This is a genomic window from Vibrio sp. 10N.261.46.E11 (assembly GCF_041472735.1).
Lineage (GTDB): Bacteria > Pseudomonadota > Gammaproteobacteria > Enterobacterales > Vibrionaceae > Vibrio.
In genome coordinates this window covers 26,382-41,771 of record NZ_JBFRQW010000068.1, presented here as the reverse complement: position 1 = coordinate 41,771, position 15,390 = coordinate 26,382, and the positions used below count along the sequence as shown (strand labels likewise).

The 15,390-nt window shown below is 44.0% G+C and carries 17 protein-coding genes; 13 read left to right on the top strand and 4 right to left on the bottom strand.

Annotation, left to right across the window (positions count from 1 at the left end; translation table 11 throughout):
- From AB4407_RS19035 to AB4407_RS18975, 13 genes are all read left to right on the top strand, one after another.
- The coding region (locus AB4407_RS19035; protein ID WP_372121640.1) for a chemotaxis protein CheW at positions 1-917 on the top strand (917 nt) is incomplete at its 5' end.
- 218 nt (positions 918-1,135) lie between these two features.
- A complete protein-coding gene (locus AB4407_RS19030) occupies positions 1,136-1,630 on the top strand; it encodes a chemotaxis protein CheW (protein WP_009848530.1) in 495 nt (164 codons plus the stop codon).
- Positions 1,630-2,142, top strand: a complete 513-nt coding sequence (locus AB4407_RS19025; protein ID WP_372121639.1) for a DUF2802 domain-containing protein — start codon at positions 1,630-1,632, stop codon at positions 2,140-2,142. The genes AB4407_RS19030 and AB4407_RS19025 overlap by 1 nt, the downstream gene beginning before the upstream one ends.
- A gap of 278 nt (positions 2,143-2,420) precedes the next feature.
- On the top strand, positions 2,421-3,038 hold the full coding sequence (gene ccmA / locus AB4407_RS19020) for a cytochrome c biogenesis heme-transporting ATPase CcmA (RefSeq protein ID WP_372121638.1): 618 nt from the start codon (positions 2,421-2,423) through the stop codon (positions 3,036-3,038).
- Between the two features lies 1 nt (position 3,039).
- On the top strand, positions 3,040-3,708 hold the full coding sequence (gene ccmB / locus AB4407_RS19015) for a heme exporter protein CcmB (protein WP_372121637.1): 669 nt from the start codon (positions 3,040-3,042) through the stop codon (positions 3,706-3,708).
- A 174-nt stretch (positions 3,709-3,882) separates the two neighbouring features.
- Positions 3,883-4,623 (top strand): heme ABC transporter permease, encoded by a 741-nt coding sequence (locus AB4407_RS19010; RefSeq protein ID WP_372121636.1) that lies wholly within the window; start codon positions 3,883-3,885, stop codon positions 4,621-4,623.
- A gap of 14 nt (positions 4,624-4,637) precedes the next feature.
- The gene (ccmD, locus tag AB4407_RS19005; RefSeq protein WP_009848525.1) at positions 4,638-4,844 is read left to right on the top strand and encodes a heme exporter protein CcmD; all 207 of its coding nucleotides are present in this window, start codon (positions 4,638-4,640) and stop codon (positions 4,842-4,844) included.
- Complete coding sequence (gene ccmE / locus AB4407_RS19000; protein ID WP_372121635.1) at positions 4,841-5,323, top strand: cytochrome c maturation protein CcmE; 483 nt, start codon at positions 4,841-4,843, stop codon at positions 5,321-5,323. Before ccmD ends, ccmE begins: the two co-directional genes overlap by 4 nt.
- The gene (locus AB4407_RS18995; RefSeq protein ID WP_372121634.1) at positions 5,320-7,290 is read left to right on the top strand and encodes a heme lyase CcmF/NrfE family subunit; all 1,971 of its coding nucleotides are present in this window, start codon (positions 5,320-5,322) and stop codon (positions 7,288-7,290) included. Before ccmE ends, AB4407_RS18995 begins: the two co-directional genes overlap by 4 nt.
- 5 nt (positions 7,291-7,295) lie before the next feature.
- Positions 7,296-7,847, top strand: coding sequence for a DsbE family thiol:disulfide interchange protein (locus AB4407_RS18990; RefSeq protein ID WP_009848522.1), 552 nt, complete (start codon positions 7,296-7,298; stop codon positions 7,845-7,847).
- Positions 7,844-8,332: a cytochrome c-type biogenesis protein gene (locus AB4407_RS18985; protein ID WP_372121633.1), complete on the top strand. Its 489-nt coding sequence runs from the start codon at positions 7,844-7,846 to the stop codon at positions 8,330-8,332. Before AB4407_RS18990 ends, AB4407_RS18985 begins: the two co-directional genes overlap by 4 nt.
- A complete protein-coding gene (gene ccmI / locus AB4407_RS18980) occupies positions 8,332-9,552 on the top strand; it encodes a c-type cytochrome biogenesis protein CcmI (protein ID WP_372121632.1) in 1,221 nt (406 codons plus the stop codon). Before AB4407_RS18985 ends, ccmI begins: the two co-directional genes overlap by 1 nt.
- A gap of 118 nt (positions 9,553-9,670) precedes the next feature.
- Positions 9,671-10,456 carry a VacJ family lipoprotein gene (locus tag AB4407_RS18975; RefSeq protein WP_372121631.1) on the top strand — a complete coding sequence of 262 codons (786 nt, stop codon included), beginning with the start codon at positions 9,671-9,673 and terminating at the stop codon, positions 10,454-10,456.
- 106 nt (positions 10,457-10,562) lie between these two features.
- On the opposite strand, the gene AB4407_RS18970 is transcribed toward AB4407_RS18975, so the two are convergent.
- The 4 genes from AB4407_RS18970 to AB4407_RS18955 all read right to left on the bottom strand — a co-directional run bounded on the left by AB4407_RS18970 (position 10,563) and on the right by AB4407_RS18955 (position 14,928).
- Positions 10,563-11,825, bottom strand: a complete 1,263-nt coding sequence (locus tag AB4407_RS18970) for an outer membrane protein transport protein (RefSeq protein WP_372121630.1) — start codon at positions 11,823-11,825, stop codon at positions 10,563-10,565.
- Between the two features lie 297 nt (positions 11,826-12,122).
- Positions 12,123-13,361 carry an outer membrane protein transport protein gene (locus AB4407_RS18965; protein WP_372121629.1) on the bottom strand — a complete coding sequence of 413 codons (1,239 nt, stop codon included), beginning with the start codon at positions 13,359-13,361 and terminating at the stop codon, positions 12,123-12,125.
- Between the two features lie 297 nt (positions 13,362-13,658).
- Positions 13,659-14,387 carry a DUF3379 domain-containing protein gene (locus AB4407_RS18960; RefSeq protein WP_372121628.1) on the bottom strand — a complete coding sequence of 243 codons (729 nt, stop codon included), beginning with the start codon at positions 14,385-14,387 and terminating at the stop codon, positions 13,659-13,661.
- Complete coding sequence (locus tag AB4407_RS18955) at positions 14,380-14,928, bottom strand: sigma-70 family RNA polymerase sigma factor (protein WP_017060646.1); 549 nt, start codon at positions 14,926-14,928, stop codon at positions 14,380-14,382. The genes AB4407_RS18960 and AB4407_RS18955 overlap by 8 nt, the downstream gene beginning before the upstream one ends.
- Positions 14,929-15,390 lie beyond the last annotated feature (462 nt).

Genomic DNA, 15,390 nt, shown 5'->3' with positions numbered 1-15,390 from the left:
CAGAGCCAGAGCCAGAGCCACAATTAACGACAAGTCATTATTCAAGCTACGCTGAAATACGCGCCGCAGAATTTGAAGTGCCTAATCTTGAGGATGTTCAGAAACTTCTGAGTCGGTTAGAATCAACGAATGTTGTTGATGAGCTGAATCTAGATGAGTTGATGGATCAGAACACGCAGCAAATTGCTCAGCAGGCAGACATGCAAATGTTTGATGCTGCAGTTGAGTCTGTTCAAGTGACTGTAGACCCTGAAATTCAAGATTGGGATCTTCCTGAACCAGAATTAGCCGTTGAAAGCGAACGGGTCGTCGAAGCTGAAGCGCTTGAAACTGAAGTGCCCGTAACTGAATATTTTGAAGTTAAGGCGGCTGAATTCGATCTTGAATCTCCTCAAATCGATCCAGTTGCCGAACTTGAAACCCAAGCCGGAGGAGCCGGTCAGTTGACATCTTGGGAAACGACGGCTAGAACTGAAGACTTTCAAGTACTGTATTTTGATGTGAACGGTGTGACGTTTGCGGTGCCACTTGATGAACTCGGGGGGATCCATCGCCTTGAAGAGGTAAGTCATATTATTGGTAAACCTGCTTGGTATTTGGGGTTGCAAACTAATCGTGATAGTCAGCTGGATGTGGTCGATACCGCAAAATGGGTAATGCCTGAAAAGCTATTATGTGATGATTATAAAGATAACTATCAATATATAGTCATGCTTGGCGAAAGCTTGTGGGGGCTTGCGAGCACAGAGCTCAAAGGTACCGAACTGCTTAATACAGATAAAGTACGCTGGCGAGAAACGGCAGGGAAACGGCCATGGCTCGCTGGTATGGTAAAAGAAAAAATGTGTGCTTTGATCCATGTTGAAGCATTAACCGCCATGCTAAATGCAGGGCTAGACGTAAAATCATTGGGCTAATACCAATCACAGTAAGTAAGTGCACAAAAATAGTGTAGGAAAAAGGCTTGAGAATAAGGCGGAAATTTTTTGATAAGTAGTTATTCTACTATCAAAAATTCTAACGCTGTTATCGAGCACTTTAACAAGCTAGGATGAACAGTTATTTACTACGATTGATATAACAATAAGCATCAAGTTAATAATAGTGGTCGGTAACGACGGCAAGAGGATTATCTATGTCTCATATGAGTGAAGTTGAAGTAAGAAAAGATCAAACTAATGATGAAGTGCTTCAATGGGTAACATTTCAACTAGAAGAAGAAACTTACGGCATCAATGTAATGCAAGTACGTGAAGTATTGCGTTATAGCGAGATTGCTCCAGTACCGGGCGCTCCAGACTACGTTTTAGGTATTATCAACCTGCGTGGTAACGTTGTTACTGTTATTGACACTCGTTCTCGCTTTGGTTTGATGCAAGGTGAAATCACCGATAACACTCGCATTATCGTTATTGAATCTGAGCGCCAAGTAATTGGCATCCTAGTAGATAGCGTTGCTGAAGTGGTTTACCTGCGTTCTTCTGAAATCGACACAACACCAAGTGTTGGTACTGATGAAAGTGCTAAGTTCATCCAAGGTGTTAGTAACCGTGATGGTAAGCTGCTTATCTTAGTAGATCTAAACAAACTACTAAGCGAAGATGAGTGGGATGAGATGGCTCATCTGTAATGTTTGAAGCGCTTCCTTTAAGCCCTGTCGCTCTGATATCTGGCGTTGGGGTTTTTACGTTATTCATTGTGATTTTGATTAGCAAAGTAAAAAGTGCGATTCAAAAGCAGATAGATAAGTCACGCCTGCAAGTTCGTAACTTAGACAAAGAGCTTCAAAAGTCGAGTAAGCAATTACTCGAGGTTCGCTCTGTTGTGGTTGGTCTTGGCCAGAAAGTGACTGAACAGCAAGATCTGATAAAGCATTTGAATGAACGTATTGTCGAGTTGGAACATGCGGACACCGACGGGCGTCTGTATACGCGTGCAACAAAAATGGTTCAGCTTGGTGCTGGGATAAACGAACTGATCGAAGAGTGTGAACTACCTAAAGCGGAAGCTGAGCTGATGATGTCTCTGCAGAATAAGCTCGCAGGTAAAGAAAAAATTCCTTCGTTAAGAAGTAACCCTTCACCGTATGACGAACAACCTGCACCCCCTCGTGATCGCAGAAACCCGACTCGACGTCGTTAAATTGAGCGCTTACTGCGTAATAAGTAATTGATGTTTATCACGCAACTCTCTTAAAAGAAGCTTCGGCTTCTTTTTTTATGCCTGTTATATCTATATAGAATGATGTTTGTAAGTATTTGTATCTAATGCAATATCTTGTTTGTTTGTGAAAATGTGTAAATTGTGATGCGGTGGTAACAGTTTCTTACGGAGTTTGTTCTTTCAAAAAGGCCTAGTCCTGTTTTGTCACCTTATTGGTGTGCTACTATAGCCCTCTCATTACTCGACTAAATTTACCTATGCTAGAAGTCTCAAATTTAACTGCTATTCGTGACGACAGGGTTCTGTTTGAATCGTTGTCTTTTCAATTGAAACCCGGAGAACTGGTTCAAGTTGAAGGTCGTAACGGTACTGGGAAAACGACACTCCTTAGGATTATCACTGGGCTAGGCGATCGCGATGACGGCACCATCTCTTGGGATGGCGAATCTATTGAGTCGAGTCGAGATGTGTATCACCAAAATTTGCTTTTCTTGGGGCATCAAACCGGTGTGAAGCGTGAGCTTAGTGCCTATGAGAATCTGAGCTTCTATCAATCGATTCACAGTAGCGGAACGAGTAAGGATGAACTTTACAATGCATTGGCTCAAGTAGGGCTTGCTGGTAGAGAAGACGTACCAGCAGGGCAACTTTCAGCGGGGCAACAGCGCCGTGTGGCATTGGCTCGCCTGTGGTTGAGTAAGCAAATGTTATGGATTTTAGACGAACCACTGACTGCAATAGATAAGCAGGGTGTTAAGGTTCTGGAGTCTCTTTTTTCTCAGCATGCAGATAACGGTGGCATTGTGTTATTAACCACACACCAGGATATGTTTGCTGATAGCCCGAAACTAAGAAAAATAAAGTTGGGTGAGTAATATGATCTCTTCAATGATAACGATCATCCGACGTGAGCTATTGATCGCATTTCGTCGCCAAGCCGATATCTTTAACCCTCTGTGGTTTTTTATTATTGTCATCACCCTTTTCCCATTGAGTATCGGCCCTGAGCCAAACCTACTTGCGCGTATTGCTGCGGGTATTGTTTGGGTAGCGGCTTTGCTCTCTGCTTTGCTCTCTTTAGAGCGTTTGTTTCGTGATGATTTTCAAGATGGCGCGCTTGAGCAGATGATGTTGATGCCCATCCCGTTGCAGTTGGTAGTCTTGTCTAAGGTCATAGCACACTGGTTATTGACAGGGTTACCATTAATACTGATCAGTCCGTTGTTAGCGGTACTGCTGTCTTTGGATTTCGATACTTGGCTATCGGTGGTCTTAACGTTATCGGTTGGTACGCCAGCATTAAGCTTTATTGGTGCGATTGGTGTGGCTCTAACGGTTGGATTACAAAAAGGTGGTGTGCTGCTAAGTCTGCTTATTTTGCCGTTGTATATCCCAATTCTTATATTTGCTACATCAGCGATTGATGCCGCAGCACTAGGCGTTGCGTATAACGGACAATTAGCTGTGTTAGGGGCAATGTTAATGGGCGCGATGACGCTCACCCCATTTGCCATCAGTGCAGCACTGAGAGTGAGTGTTAACTAGTTAATTACTTGGTTAAGGTTAACTAAGCACTCACCAGCACTTTGCATGTTCAAAGTGAACGATTTAAAGCCTTCAAACTCCTAGAGTCACTGAAAGCAGCAGTAAGCCAAATAAATTATAATAATTATAGCTGTTATAGCTGTAAGCAATATGAAGTAAGAGTGAGATTACAACATGTGGAAATGGCTCCATCCCTACGCCAAAGCAGAAACCTCTTATCAGCTTGCTGGTAAACTTTTGCCATGGTTTTCGATCCTAGCGCTATTGTGTCTATCCGCCGGTACTGTATGGGGGCTTGCATTTGCCCCTTCGGATTACCAGCAAGGCGATAGTTTCCGAATCATCTATATCCATGTTCCGTCTGCAATTTGGTCTATGGGTGTATACATGTCGATGGCAATTGCTGCCTTTATCGGTTTGGTATGGCAGGTAAGGTTATCAGACATGGCTGCGTTGGCTATGGCGCCTATCGGTGCTGTATTTACCTTTATTGCGTTATTAACTGGCGCAGTTTGGGGTAAACCAATGTGGGGGGCTTGGTGGGTTTGGGATGCACGTTTAACTTCAGAGCTGATTCTTCTATTCTTATATTTAGGTGTGATTGCACTTCACCACGCGTTTGACGACCAAAAAACCGCAGCAAAAGCAGCCGGTATTTTGGCGATCGTTGGTGTAATTAACCTACCTATCATTCACTTTTCAGTAGAGTGGTGGAACACACTCCATCAAGGCGCGACAATTACTAAGTTTGATAAGCCTTCTATTTCAAGTGATATGCTATGGCCGCTTCTTCTTAACATCTTCGGTTTTGCCTTTTTCTTTGGTGCTGTGACTATGGTGCGTTTTAGAAACGAAATCATCAGTAAAGAGAGTCATCGTCCATGGGTTCGCAAACTAGCGGCTAAAAAAGCTTAGTAGGGTAGGTAATTATGTATTTTGAATCTCTGAGTGATTTCTTTGCCATGGGTGGCTACGCCTCATATGTATGGAGTGCATTTGGAATCACATTCCTCGCGATGATCATTTTACTGGTCGTAAGCGTTCGTCGTGGTAAGCAATTATTAAATGAAGTACAAGCTAAGATTGACCGTCAAGCTCGTATTGATGCAGCAAAAAATATGGAGAACACTCTATGAACCCAAGACGCAAAAAGAGGCTAGGCATTATCTTAGCGATCTTTTTTGGTATCAGTGCAACTGTTGGATTGATGGTTTATGCACTTAACCAGAACATGGATCTGTTTTATACACCAACCGAGCTCGTCAACGGCAAAGATGGTAAAAAACCTGAAGTGGGTCAACGCTTACGTATTGGTGGCATGGTTGTAGTTGGCTCTGTAAGCCGTGACAATAAATCATTGCGTGTAAGCTTCGATTTGGCTGATGTAGGCCCTAAAGTGACGATTCTATATGATGGCATCCTTCCTGATCTTTTCCGTGAAGGCCAAGGTATTGTTGCTCAAGGTGTCCTTAAGGATGCCACGACAATTGAAGCGTTTGAGGTGTTGGCAAAGCACGACGAAGAATATATGCCTTCTGAAGTTGCTGAAGCAATGAAGAAAACTCATGAGCCTTTGCAATACACGACTGAACAAAAAGAAGGAAATGCTCAATGATAGCCGAGATCGGCCATTTTGCGATGATCCTGTCTTTGGGACTTGCACTGCTGCTAAGCGTGCTCCCACTGTATGGAGCCGCTCGAAACAACACATTATTGATGAACAGTGCACGACCGCTGTCGTGGGGTATGTTCGGATTCCTAACGATTTCGTTCTTTATATTGTGTTACGCGTTCTACACTAATGATTTTACGATTCAATACGTAGCAAGTAACTCGAATAGCCAACTGCCTTGGTACTACCGAATCACTGCGGTTTGGGGGGCTCATGAAGGCTCACTACTGCTTTGGGTTCTAATCCAAGCGGGTTGGACGGTAGCAGTTGCTACGTTTAGTCGTGGTATGCCTCAAGAGTCTGTGGCTCGCGTACTGGCGATTATGGGTTTGATTACTGTCGGCTTCTTGTTGTTCATTATCGTAACGTCTAACCCGTTCCTACGTACACTGCCTTTCTTCCCTGTTGATGGCCGTGACTTGAACCCACTACTGCAAGATCCGGGTTTGATTATTCACCCGCCAATGCTTTACATGGGGTATGTTGGTTTCTCCGTTGCGTTCTCTTTCGCAATCGCTTCTCTAATGAGCGGTCGTTTAGATACGGCATGGGCTCGTTGGTCTCGTCCTTGGACAATCGCTGCTTGGTTATTTCTAACAGTAGGTATCGCTCTAGGTTCATGGTGGGCATACTACGAACTTGGCTGGGGTGGCTGGTGGTTCTGGGATCCAGTAGAAAACGCTTCATTCATGCCTTGGTTGGCTGGTACTGCTCTGATGCACTCACTAGCGGTAACAGAAAAGCGTGGCACGTTTAAAGCTTGGACAGTATTGCTTGCTATCTCTGCATTCTCACTAAGCTTACTAGGTACGTTCTTAGTTCGTTCGGGCATCTTGGTATCGGTTCACGCGTTCGCGTCGGATCCGGCTCGTGGTATGTTTATTCTAGGTTTCCTAGTGTTCGTTATCGGTGGTTCACTGTTGTTGTTTGCTGTTAAAGGCGCATCGGTTCGTGTCCGTGGTAACTTCGATTTGGTTTCTCGTGAAAACGCGCTACTCGGCAACAACATCCTATTGATTGCTGCACTTGTGGTTGTGTTAGTCGGTACCTTGTTGCCATTAGTTCATAAACAGTTAGGCTTGGGCTCGGTATCTATCGGTGCACCGTTCTTTGATATGTTGTTCTTCTGGTTAATGACCCCGTTCTCGTTCTTACTTGGTATCGGTCCTCTGATCCGTTGGAAGCGTGACAACCTATCTAAGCTCGTTAAACCTATGCTGATCTCGGGTGCATTCTCATTGGGCTTAAGTGTGCTAATGGTGACGATGCTGGCTGACCGTTTCAGCGGTACCGCTTTTGCTGGTTGGGTCATGGCGTTTTGGATCATCTTCATGCATGGCTTTGAGCTTCATGAGCGTGCGACACACCGTCATACATTCCTGAAAGGCCTGACTAAACTACCTCGTAGCCACTGGGCGATGATGTGTGGTCACATTGGTTTGGCTGTGACAGTGATTGGTATTGCGATGGTGCAAAACTACAGCATCGAACGTGACGTACGCTTAGCACCTGGTGAAAGCTACCAACTTGAAGAGTACAGCTTCCTGTTTACAGGGGTTCGTGACAAAGATGGTCCTAACTACGATGGTTACATTGCTGACTTTGAAATTACTAAAGAGGGCAAATACATCAACACGCTTCACGCGGAAAAACGTTTCTACACTACTGCTAAGTCTATGATGACAGAAGCGGCGATTGACCGTGGCGTAACACGCGACCTATACATCGCAATGGGTGAGCGTTTGGACGACAACAAGTCTTGGGCTGTTCGTATCTACTACAAACCGTTTGTACGTTGGATCTGGGCGGGTTCTCTGATCATGTCGATTGGTGGTGTTATTGCTATCAGTGACCGTCGTTACCGTTTCCGTAAGCCAACGAAAAAGTCGGCTAAAGAGCAGGAGGCTTAATTCGAATGAACAAGAAGATTTTATTCATTCCATTGATTGCGTTCATGGTTCTAGCTGGAATCTTTGCGACTCAATTGATGCGTAACCAGTCGGGTGATGACCCGACTAAACTTGAATCTGTATTGATTGGTAAGCCAGTACCTGAGTTTGGTTTAGAAGACTTAGAGCAACCGGGTAAGTTTCATGATCAAGCTATCTTTAAAGGTGAGCCACTGCTTCTTAATGTGTGGGCGACTTGGTGTCCTACTTGTTATGCAGAGCACTCTTATTTGAATAAGTTAGCGGGTCAAGGCGTTAAGATTATTGGCCTTAACTACAAAGATGATCGCAATAAAGCGGTTGGTTGGTTAAAAGAGCTGGGCAATCCATACTTGATCAGTTTGTTCGATGGTAATGGCATGCTAGGTCTTGACCTTGGTGTGTATGGTGCTCCAGAGACTTTCCTTATTGATGCTAACGGCGTGGTTCGTTACCGCCATGTTGGTGACGTGAACCCAACTAACTGGGCATCGACGCTTGAGCCGATGTACCAAGAGTTGTTGGAGGAAGCGAAATGATTAAGAAGGCACTGATTACTCTGTTCGCTACGTTTGCAATCTCAGCGACTGTTTCTGCTGCGCCTATCGAATTTCATGAATTTGATACCGTTGATCAAGAGCAGCAGTTCAAAGAGCTTAGCAACACGCTGCGTTGTCCTAAATGTCAGAACAACACCATTGGTGATTCGAACGCAGAGCTTGCGGTCGATTTACGCCAAAAAGTGTATGAGATGACAAAAGATGGCAAGTCGAAGCAAGACATTATTGATTACATGATTGCTCGCTACGGTAACTTTGTTACTTACAACCCACCACTCACATTAGCAACATCAATCCTTTGGATTGGTCCGTTTGCGGTAGTCGTGTTTGGTTTCGGTTTGATCATTTTACGAAGCCGAAAGTCAAAGTCGAAAGCAGTAGAGTCAGATAAAGGCTGGGATGCAGACAAAGAAGCTCGTTTAAAAGCGTTACTCGATGAAGAGAACGACGGAGATAAGAAGTAATGACTCTATTTTGGATTTCTACCATTATCCTTTCGCTAGCGGCAATTTTCTTAATTGTTCTGCCCTTCATTAATAAGAAGGCGAACAATGATGAAATGCTTCGCGACGAGTTGAACAAAGCATTCTATAAAGATCGTCTCGTTGAGCTAGAAGTAGAAGCAGAAGAGGGCCTTGTTGATAATCAACAAGAGCTGATCGCTGATTTGAAGCAGTCTCTACTTGATGATGTACCTGCGCAGCAAGAGATGAAGAAGACCCAAATCTCAACGTTGGGTGTCGTTGTGCCATCGATTATTTTAGTCGTGGTTGTGACATACGGTATGTACTTTCAGTTTGGTGCGTTGGATAAAGTTCAACATTGGCAAGAAGTGAGTTCGAACCTTCCTGAATTGTCTAAGAAGCTAATGTCATCGGAAGGTGGTGCATTAACGGATGATGAACTAGAAGATTTGACTCTGGCACTTCGTACTCGTCTGCATTATCAACCAAAAGATTCGACAGGTTGGTTACTGTTAGGTCGTATTGCATTGGCTAACCGCGATGCTGAGACTGCGAAAGATTCGATGCAGCGAGCTTACAAGCTTGAGCCAAAAAATGAAGATGTTCAGCTAGGTTATGCACAAGCATTGATGCTTTCACCAGATGAAGCGGATCAAAACCAAGCTCGTCTGATTTTGAGCCGTTTGATTCAAAACGACTATGTTGATCTTCGTGTGTTCTCGTTGCTAGCGTTCGATGCGTTTGAGCGTCAAGATTACCCTGGTGCTGTTAAGTACTGGAGCATCATGCAACAGATGATTGGTCCAAAAGACAGTCGCTACGAAATGTTGTCGCGCAGTATCGAAAGTGCACAGAAAAAAATGGGCAATGCTATGGGCGTGGACCAAGGCAAAACTGTTGCTGTAACGCTTGAGTTATCAGGTGATGTGAATGCGGCCCCTAGTTCAGTGTTAGTGGTATCAGTTCACAGAGCAGACGGTTCACCAATGCCGATTGCTGCGGCTCGTTATCCGCTAGGAACTTTCCCTCGTACTGTCGTTCTTGATGATGGCAATAGCATGTTGGAAGGGCAGAAACTGTCTAGCCTTGAAACTTTGATGGTTAGAGCTAGGCTTGATACGGATGGTAACGTTTCAACTCGAGACGGTGATTGGTACGGTGAAAGTGAAGTGGTTGAGCTCGGTGAGCCCGTCACTATCGATATCAATAAGCAATATTAATCATTACTTTGCATAGGTGTTAGCTATTCCGATTTATTGAAAAACGGTATAGACTTACGCAACCAATTGAGGCCAGCGATTGCTGGCCTTTGTTATTATTCCTTATGGAAAAGGTGCTATGTCTATCAGTGTTTTAAGACTCTCGGGTTTACTTTTCATTGCAAGCTTAACGGTGGGTTGCTCCAGCGTACCAAGTGAAAGCAATACCGGTGATACTCTCGAAACCTCAGAATACGTCGAAGAGTCCCATCCGAATGACCCCTTTGAAAGTTTTAACCGAGCGATGTGGGAGATCAACTACGAGTATCTCGATCCTTATCTAGTTCGTCCTGTTTCCCTCGCTTATGTTGGCTATACTCCTGTACCTGTGCGATCTGGTATTTCCAATTTTCTATCCAACTTAGATGAGCCATCGAGTATGATCAACAATCTCATTATGGGTAATGGTGGGAAAGCACTCGATCATTTCAACCGTTTTTGGATTAACTCTACCTTCGGTCTTTTGGGGCTGATTGATATTGCCAGTGAAGCGGGGATCACCAAGTATGACGAAAAGTCGTTTTCTGATGCGATTGGTCACTATGGGGTAGGGAATGGGCCGTATTTTATGTTACCTGGCTATGGCCCTGTGACGACTCGTCAAGTGACAGAGCAAGTGGATAGTTTATACGTACCTTTGTCTATGTTTACCTTTTGGGCAAAACTAGGAAAGTGGGCATTTGAGGGTATGGAAACACGTGCTCAGTTGGCCTCGCAAGAAGCCTTACTAGATGACTCTCCTGATCCATATGCATTGACTCGTGATATTTACATCCAACGTCAAGATTTCAAAGCTGAGGTTGAGCCTGAAAAGGTTGATCTTGAGGAAGAAGATTTCATTGATGACTATCTCGAAGATTACTAGAGACAAAGTTTAGATAAGCAGATAGAGAAAGACTCGATGTTAATTCAACATCGAGCCTTTTTAATGCTTTTGACTTTATCTACTTTTCGGGAAGTCGGTAAGAAACTTAGAAGCGGTAGTTGGCTTGGATACCGACTAACCAGATGCTGCCTGAAACTTCGCCTTCGAAGCTACCACCAAAGTAATCTGCTTTTGGGTCTTTTTCATGCATTTTCGCATCTTTCGCTAGAATGTAAGTGAAGCCAGCATCCAGAGTTAGCTGCTCAGACCATTGGTAGCCCGCACCAATACTTAACCAAGTGCGGTCTGTTTCTGGGATCGTCGCAGTACGGTGCTCTTCGCTTACCGCTGAAGTATCGTAGGCAATACCAGAACGCAGTACTAGTTTAGGGGTCATTTGGTAAGTAGTACCGATTGCAAAACGGTAGTTGTCTTCCCAGTTCTCTTGCTTGATCTCTACGCTTTTTTCGCCAGGGAAATCAGCAACAAGTTCTTTAAAGCTGCTCCAGTTCGTCCAGTTAATACTTGCGTGAACCGCTACAGTGTCTGTCAGCTGGTGGAAGCTAGCAAGTTCAGCTGTTGCCGGAAGAGCGAGATCCATTGAACCACTTTTGTGTGCTTCTGGTTTTGTTGGGTTGAAACCAAAACCTTTAGCGTAACCTTCTAGAGTCAGGTCAACTTCTGATTTGTAGGTGAAGCCTAGGCGGTTGTCTTCATTAATATCCCAAGCGGTACCAACTTGCCAGCCCCATGCCTTGTCATCACCTTCCATGTATTTCAGAGTTGTTCCCACCGGTAAAGTAGAAGCAGCAGTCGCACCAAAGCTACCTTCAGCCATGATGTAACGTACGCCACCACCAATAGAAACACTCTCTAGCACTTGGTATGCAGCATTCAGGTTCAGCTCCATAGTAGTCACACTTGCTTCGTTACCATGGTTTGCACCGCCGAAGTCTTTACCTAGGTCCGTAGCCATGCCGTAGTTAGTACCAGCAGCAAAGCCTAACGCAAATTTTTCGTTGTACTTATGAGAAACATAAAAGTTTGGAATAAAAGCACTGTGCGCGAAGTCACTAGAGTTAGATGTTGTTTTTCCGCGAGGAGTTGTAGAAGTTCCTTCAATATCAATATTTGGGTCTACGTAGATACCACCAACAGACACCTGAGTGCCTTCTAGGTAAGTTAACATTGCAGGGTTACGCCATTGTGCGTCTGCACCGTCAGCCATTGCTGCTTCACCAGCGTAAGCACGGCCTAAGCCTGTTGCTGAGTATTCTGCTAGTTGAAAACCTGCCGCGTTAGTTACGGTAGAAGTCGAAAGTAATCCAACTGCCACTGCAGAAGAGAGAAGAGTTTTATTCATTTTCATTATTATGTTCGCTGAATCATACGTATTTAGTGGCGTGATTCTACGTTTAGAGTTATTACTTTAAAAATGAAATTCGAATAAAACAGTGTTTTAGGTATTAAATGAGAAAAAATGTTTAATTATTAGAGAAATCATCTAAATGTTTCGGCTGTGTTGCGAGGTTTGAGCGTACACCTGTAGCTGTATATTTGCTCTGCAGGCTACAGTTGTAAGCTTAAATTTAGGTTAGTCAGTGGTTTAGGCAAACAAAAAAGGGTCGCACAACGCGACCCTTATGGGATTATAGCTAACTTTATATTAGAAACTGCGGCTGTACTGAAGACCTAATAGGATTGCATCAGCATGTGTTGTCGCTGTTAGTGGCGTCTTTGAAGAGTTTTCTGAAACCTTCACGTCGTCACCTAACAAGTATGTAAAGCCGAAGTCTACGTTTGAAGCGGTATCAATGTGGTAAGTGAAACCAGCAGAGAACCACTGACGGTCAGAATCTGGAACAGAAATAGACGTCAGTTCGTCTTGTGCACTGGTGTCATACATATAACCGGTACGTAGTGTCCACGTATCGTTTAGGTAGTAGGTACCACCAATTGCGTAGTGCCAGCCATCTTGCCATTTGTATTCTTTATTGTAAGCACCTTTGATCGCACCTTGAGATAGGTTTTGGAATTCGATCTGGTCGAAGTCACCCCAGCCGATCCACTGTACAGAGTAGTGAACTGCGAACTTAGTATCTTCAATTTTGTGGAAACCAGAGAATTCAGCGATGTCTGGTAGTGGCAGCGTGATTTCTTGGCCCTTGTCATCTTTAGCGGTGATTTCAGGGCTGTAACGGTAAGATAGACCAAAACGGTTGTTTTCATCTAGCTCATACACGGTACCCACGTTAAAACCAACAGCCCAACCATCAGCTTTGTCGACGTTTAATAAAGGAGTACCAACTGGAACTCCACCAGCTTGCATACCTACACCAGAGGTGCGCTTCATCGTGCCTTGACCATAAATAAGGTCTAAACCTGCACCGAAGCTCCATTGGTCGTCTAGTCGGTAAGAACCTGCAAGACCAAAGTTAACGCTCTTAACATCCGTTAAGCCGCCGTATTCTGCTGCTGGGTAGTTGTTGTCAAACTCTGTTTTAGTACCGAAGTTTGAGTAGGCATTGATACCCCAAGCAAATTTTTCATTTACCGGAACGATTAAGTGGATGTTAGGTGCGATTGATGTGTCACCTACATCATCAGTATTATTTACCGGCACTTTGCCACCAACGTAGTTAACGTCGTTGACTTCAATCATTGAAGTGATGCTTTCAAAACCAAGAGATAGCTCAGTTTTATCAAATAGTGCCATTGCTGCAGGGTTACGTGCCATTACTGACGCGTTATCTGCGATTACTGCATCACCAGCAAAAGCACGGCCGATGCCGGTTGCTGATTGTGCGTTAAGTTGGAAACCTGCTGCCATCGCTTGCGAAGACGCCAGTGTAATTGTTACTGCTAAAAGAGACTTTTTAAACAGACGCGTGTTGTTGGTAGTCATTCATTTATTCCTTTATATATCCGCCTCTACAGGGCGATTAATTTGAGCAATTGCTCAATGGTGGCTGATCCTATTCGCAAGTATACGATATACAAATCCGACCATTGGAAATTTTGAGTGGAAAATTATGGAAATGACGCCTATCTGGCACGAAAATGGAGAGAAATGCTGTTTTTTAGAGTTTTAACTCTAGAGTTATTAGCTTGGTGAATGTTTGTGCTGTTTATCTATAAATAAAGCCCAGCAATATCAAGAATATAGTTGCTGGGCCTTTTGTGACGGGGCTTTGAGTGCGAATTAGCTCATCGGTTTGATCATTTTTGTCAGCTTTTCGGCGATTTTAGAGACATCCTCGCCATCTTCCCCTACAAGGATCAAACTGCTACCATCGATCGGTGTTACCGAGCCTGACATGCCTTTTTCATCAAAGTCGATAGACTTGTCAGTCGGAATGCCAGTTAAAAACAGCGTGACTTTGCCTTTTTCGCCTTGGAAAACCATGTGCATTGCGTTGGATTTGCCAAAACCACAGTGGTTCAGGTAATAGACGTGGTAAGGGAAGGCTTCATCAAACTGAAAAGCAAACGGGTTCATTTTTGCGTTGATTTGTTGAGATGATACATTTTCATCAAGTGCACTAACGAAGCTCTTTTCATCAACAACATGTTTCATTGCAGTATCCGCCAAGCTTGCTTGAGCTGGAGAGACTAACGCATTTCCCCAGTTAACTTGGCCAACGAGTAAACCGGCAACAAACGCCACAGAAGCAGCCATTGCCATCGCTCGTCGAGCAAAAGTAGGCCTTACTACTTTGCTTTCTTCGCTTGAGGTCTGATTGAACAGAATACGATCTGCGAGATCGTCTGGCACATCCACATTCAATGCTGAATGGATCTGCTTATCAAGCGATAGTACATCGTCTAAGAAATTGCTATTGGTTTCGCTATTCGCAGCTGCATCAATAATGTCTTGTGTACGTTGTTTAGGTTCCGACAATACACGACGACGAAATTCCAAATCATCCATTATGTTGCCCCCTCTCTGCCTCTTCTGTATCCAACAGCTCTTTCAACTGATTTCGAGCTCTGAATAAACGTGTCATCACCGTGTTTTTGTTGAGATCGAGAATATCGGCAATCTCATCACCACTAAAACCACCAATCACTTGTAAGAAGAGAGGTTCACGGTAATCGATTTCAAGTTTCATGATCTGGGCTTGTAACCACTGGTGCTGATGGTGCGGGTCATCACTGACACTAGCATCGTTACCGTGATCGTCGATATCAACCAGATCAAACTGTTTGCGTTCAAAACGTCGAGCGTTCTCGCGTCTCAAGATGGTAATCAGCCAAGATTTCGCGGCTTTTTCATCTTGAAGGCTATCGAGTGACTTCCATGCACGAAGGCAAGTCTCTTGTACTAAGTCTTCGGCAATGCTTTTGTCTTTGCATAGCCAGTAGGCGTAGCGAAAGAGGTCACGATGATAGGCACGCACGAGTGCTTCGTATTTTCTTTGTTTGTCCATATCAGAGTTGACCGGACGCTTGGCTGTTTTCTTTCCAAACATTTTTATTATTGACACACGAGCCTCCATAATTGCTCTGCGTATAGCTGTCTTCTATACGTTGTGCTTCGTTTTTATATTTTTAGAGCTAACGATCGGCAGGAAATCGTAAAATCACATTAAAATTGATCTACTTCAAAATCTAAGGCCTCGAACAAGCTATAGTACACCTTGTCGTCTAGTTAGTCATTCGTGGCTAGCATGTTGAGCAAGACGACACTTCCTTTTGAAGGCTGACTTTACTTTCTCCTAATCAGGAAACTGATTATTTCAATTGGCGTTAAGTTAATTGCTTTATATACATTCCGACCACACAGTTTTGTGTGGTTTTTTTTGCCTTAAGAAAACCATTCCTCACATAGCGATAAGAGCTTTGCTTGCAATAGTTTAGTATCTTACGACAACCTTTCCCTCAAAAAGGTTCGCCTGAATGTGCAGTTAGATTTTCAAGCAGTGGGATACCCG

What these genes read in the sequence shown, in the direction of transcription:
- ccmE (WP_372121635.1), top strand. Translation starts at nt 4,841, where the DNA reads ATGAACCCAAGACGCAAAAAGAGGCTAGGCATTATCTTAGCGATCTTT.
- ccmA (WP_372121638.1), top strand. Translation starts at nt 2,421, where the DNA reads ATGCTAGAAGTCTCAAATTTAACTGCTATTCGTGACGACAGGGTTCTG.
- AB4407_RS18960 (WP_372121628.1), bottom strand. Translation starts at nt 14,387, where the DNA reads ATGGATGATTTGGAATTTCGTCGTCGTGTATTGTCGGAACCTAAACAA.
- AB4407_RS18995 (WP_372121634.1), top strand. Translation starts at nt 5,320, where the DNA reads ATGATAGCCGAGATCGGCCATTTTGCGATGATCCTGTCTTTGGGACTT.
- AB4407_RS19025 (WP_372121639.1), top strand. Translation starts at nt 1,630, where the DNA reads ATGTTTGAAGCGCTTCCTTTAAGCCCTGTCGCTCTGATATCTGGCGTT.
- AB4407_RS18970 (WP_372121630.1), bottom strand. Translation starts at nt 11,825, where the DNA reads ATGAAAATGAATAAAACTCTTCTCTCTTCTGCAGTGGCAGTTGGATTA.
- AB4407_RS18965 (WP_372121629.1), bottom strand. Translation starts at nt 13,361, where the DNA reads ATGACTACCAACAACACGCGTCTGTTTAAAAAGTCTCTTTTAGCAGTA.
- ccmD (WP_009848525.1), top strand. Translation starts at nt 4,638, where the DNA reads ATGTATTTTGAATCTCTGAGTGATTTCTTTGCCATGGGTGGCTACGCC.
- ccmI (WP_372121632.1), top strand. Translation starts at nt 8,332, where the DNA reads ATGACTCTATTTTGGATTTCTACCATTATCCTTTCGCTAGCGGCAATT.
- AB4407_RS19010 (WP_372121636.1), top strand. Translation starts at nt 3,883, where the DNA reads ATGTGGAAATGGCTCCATCCCTACGCCAAAGCAGAAACCTCTTATCAG.
- ccmB (WP_372121637.1), top strand. Translation starts at nt 3,040, where the DNA reads ATGATCTCTTCAATGATAACGATCATCCGACGTGAGCTATTGATCGCA.
- AB4407_RS18990 (WP_009848522.1), top strand. Translation starts at nt 7,296, where the DNA reads ATGAACAAGAAGATTTTATTCATTCCATTGATTGCGTTCATGGTTCTA.
- AB4407_RS18975 (WP_372121631.1), top strand. Translation starts at nt 9,671, where the DNA reads ATGTCTATCAGTGTTTTAAGACTCTCGGGTTTACTTTTCATTGCAAGC.
- AB4407_RS19030 (WP_009848530.1), top strand. Translation starts at nt 1,136, where the DNA reads ATGTCTCATATGAGTGAAGTTGAAGTAAGAAAAGATCAAACTAATGAT.
- AB4407_RS18955 (WP_017060646.1), bottom strand. Translation starts at nt 14,928, where the DNA reads ATGTTTGGAAAGAAAACAGCCAAGCGTCCGGTCAACTCTGATATGGAC.
- AB4407_RS18985 (WP_372121633.1), top strand. Translation starts at nt 7,844, where the DNA reads ATGATTAAGAAGGCACTGATTACTCTGTTCGCTACGTTTGCAATCTCA.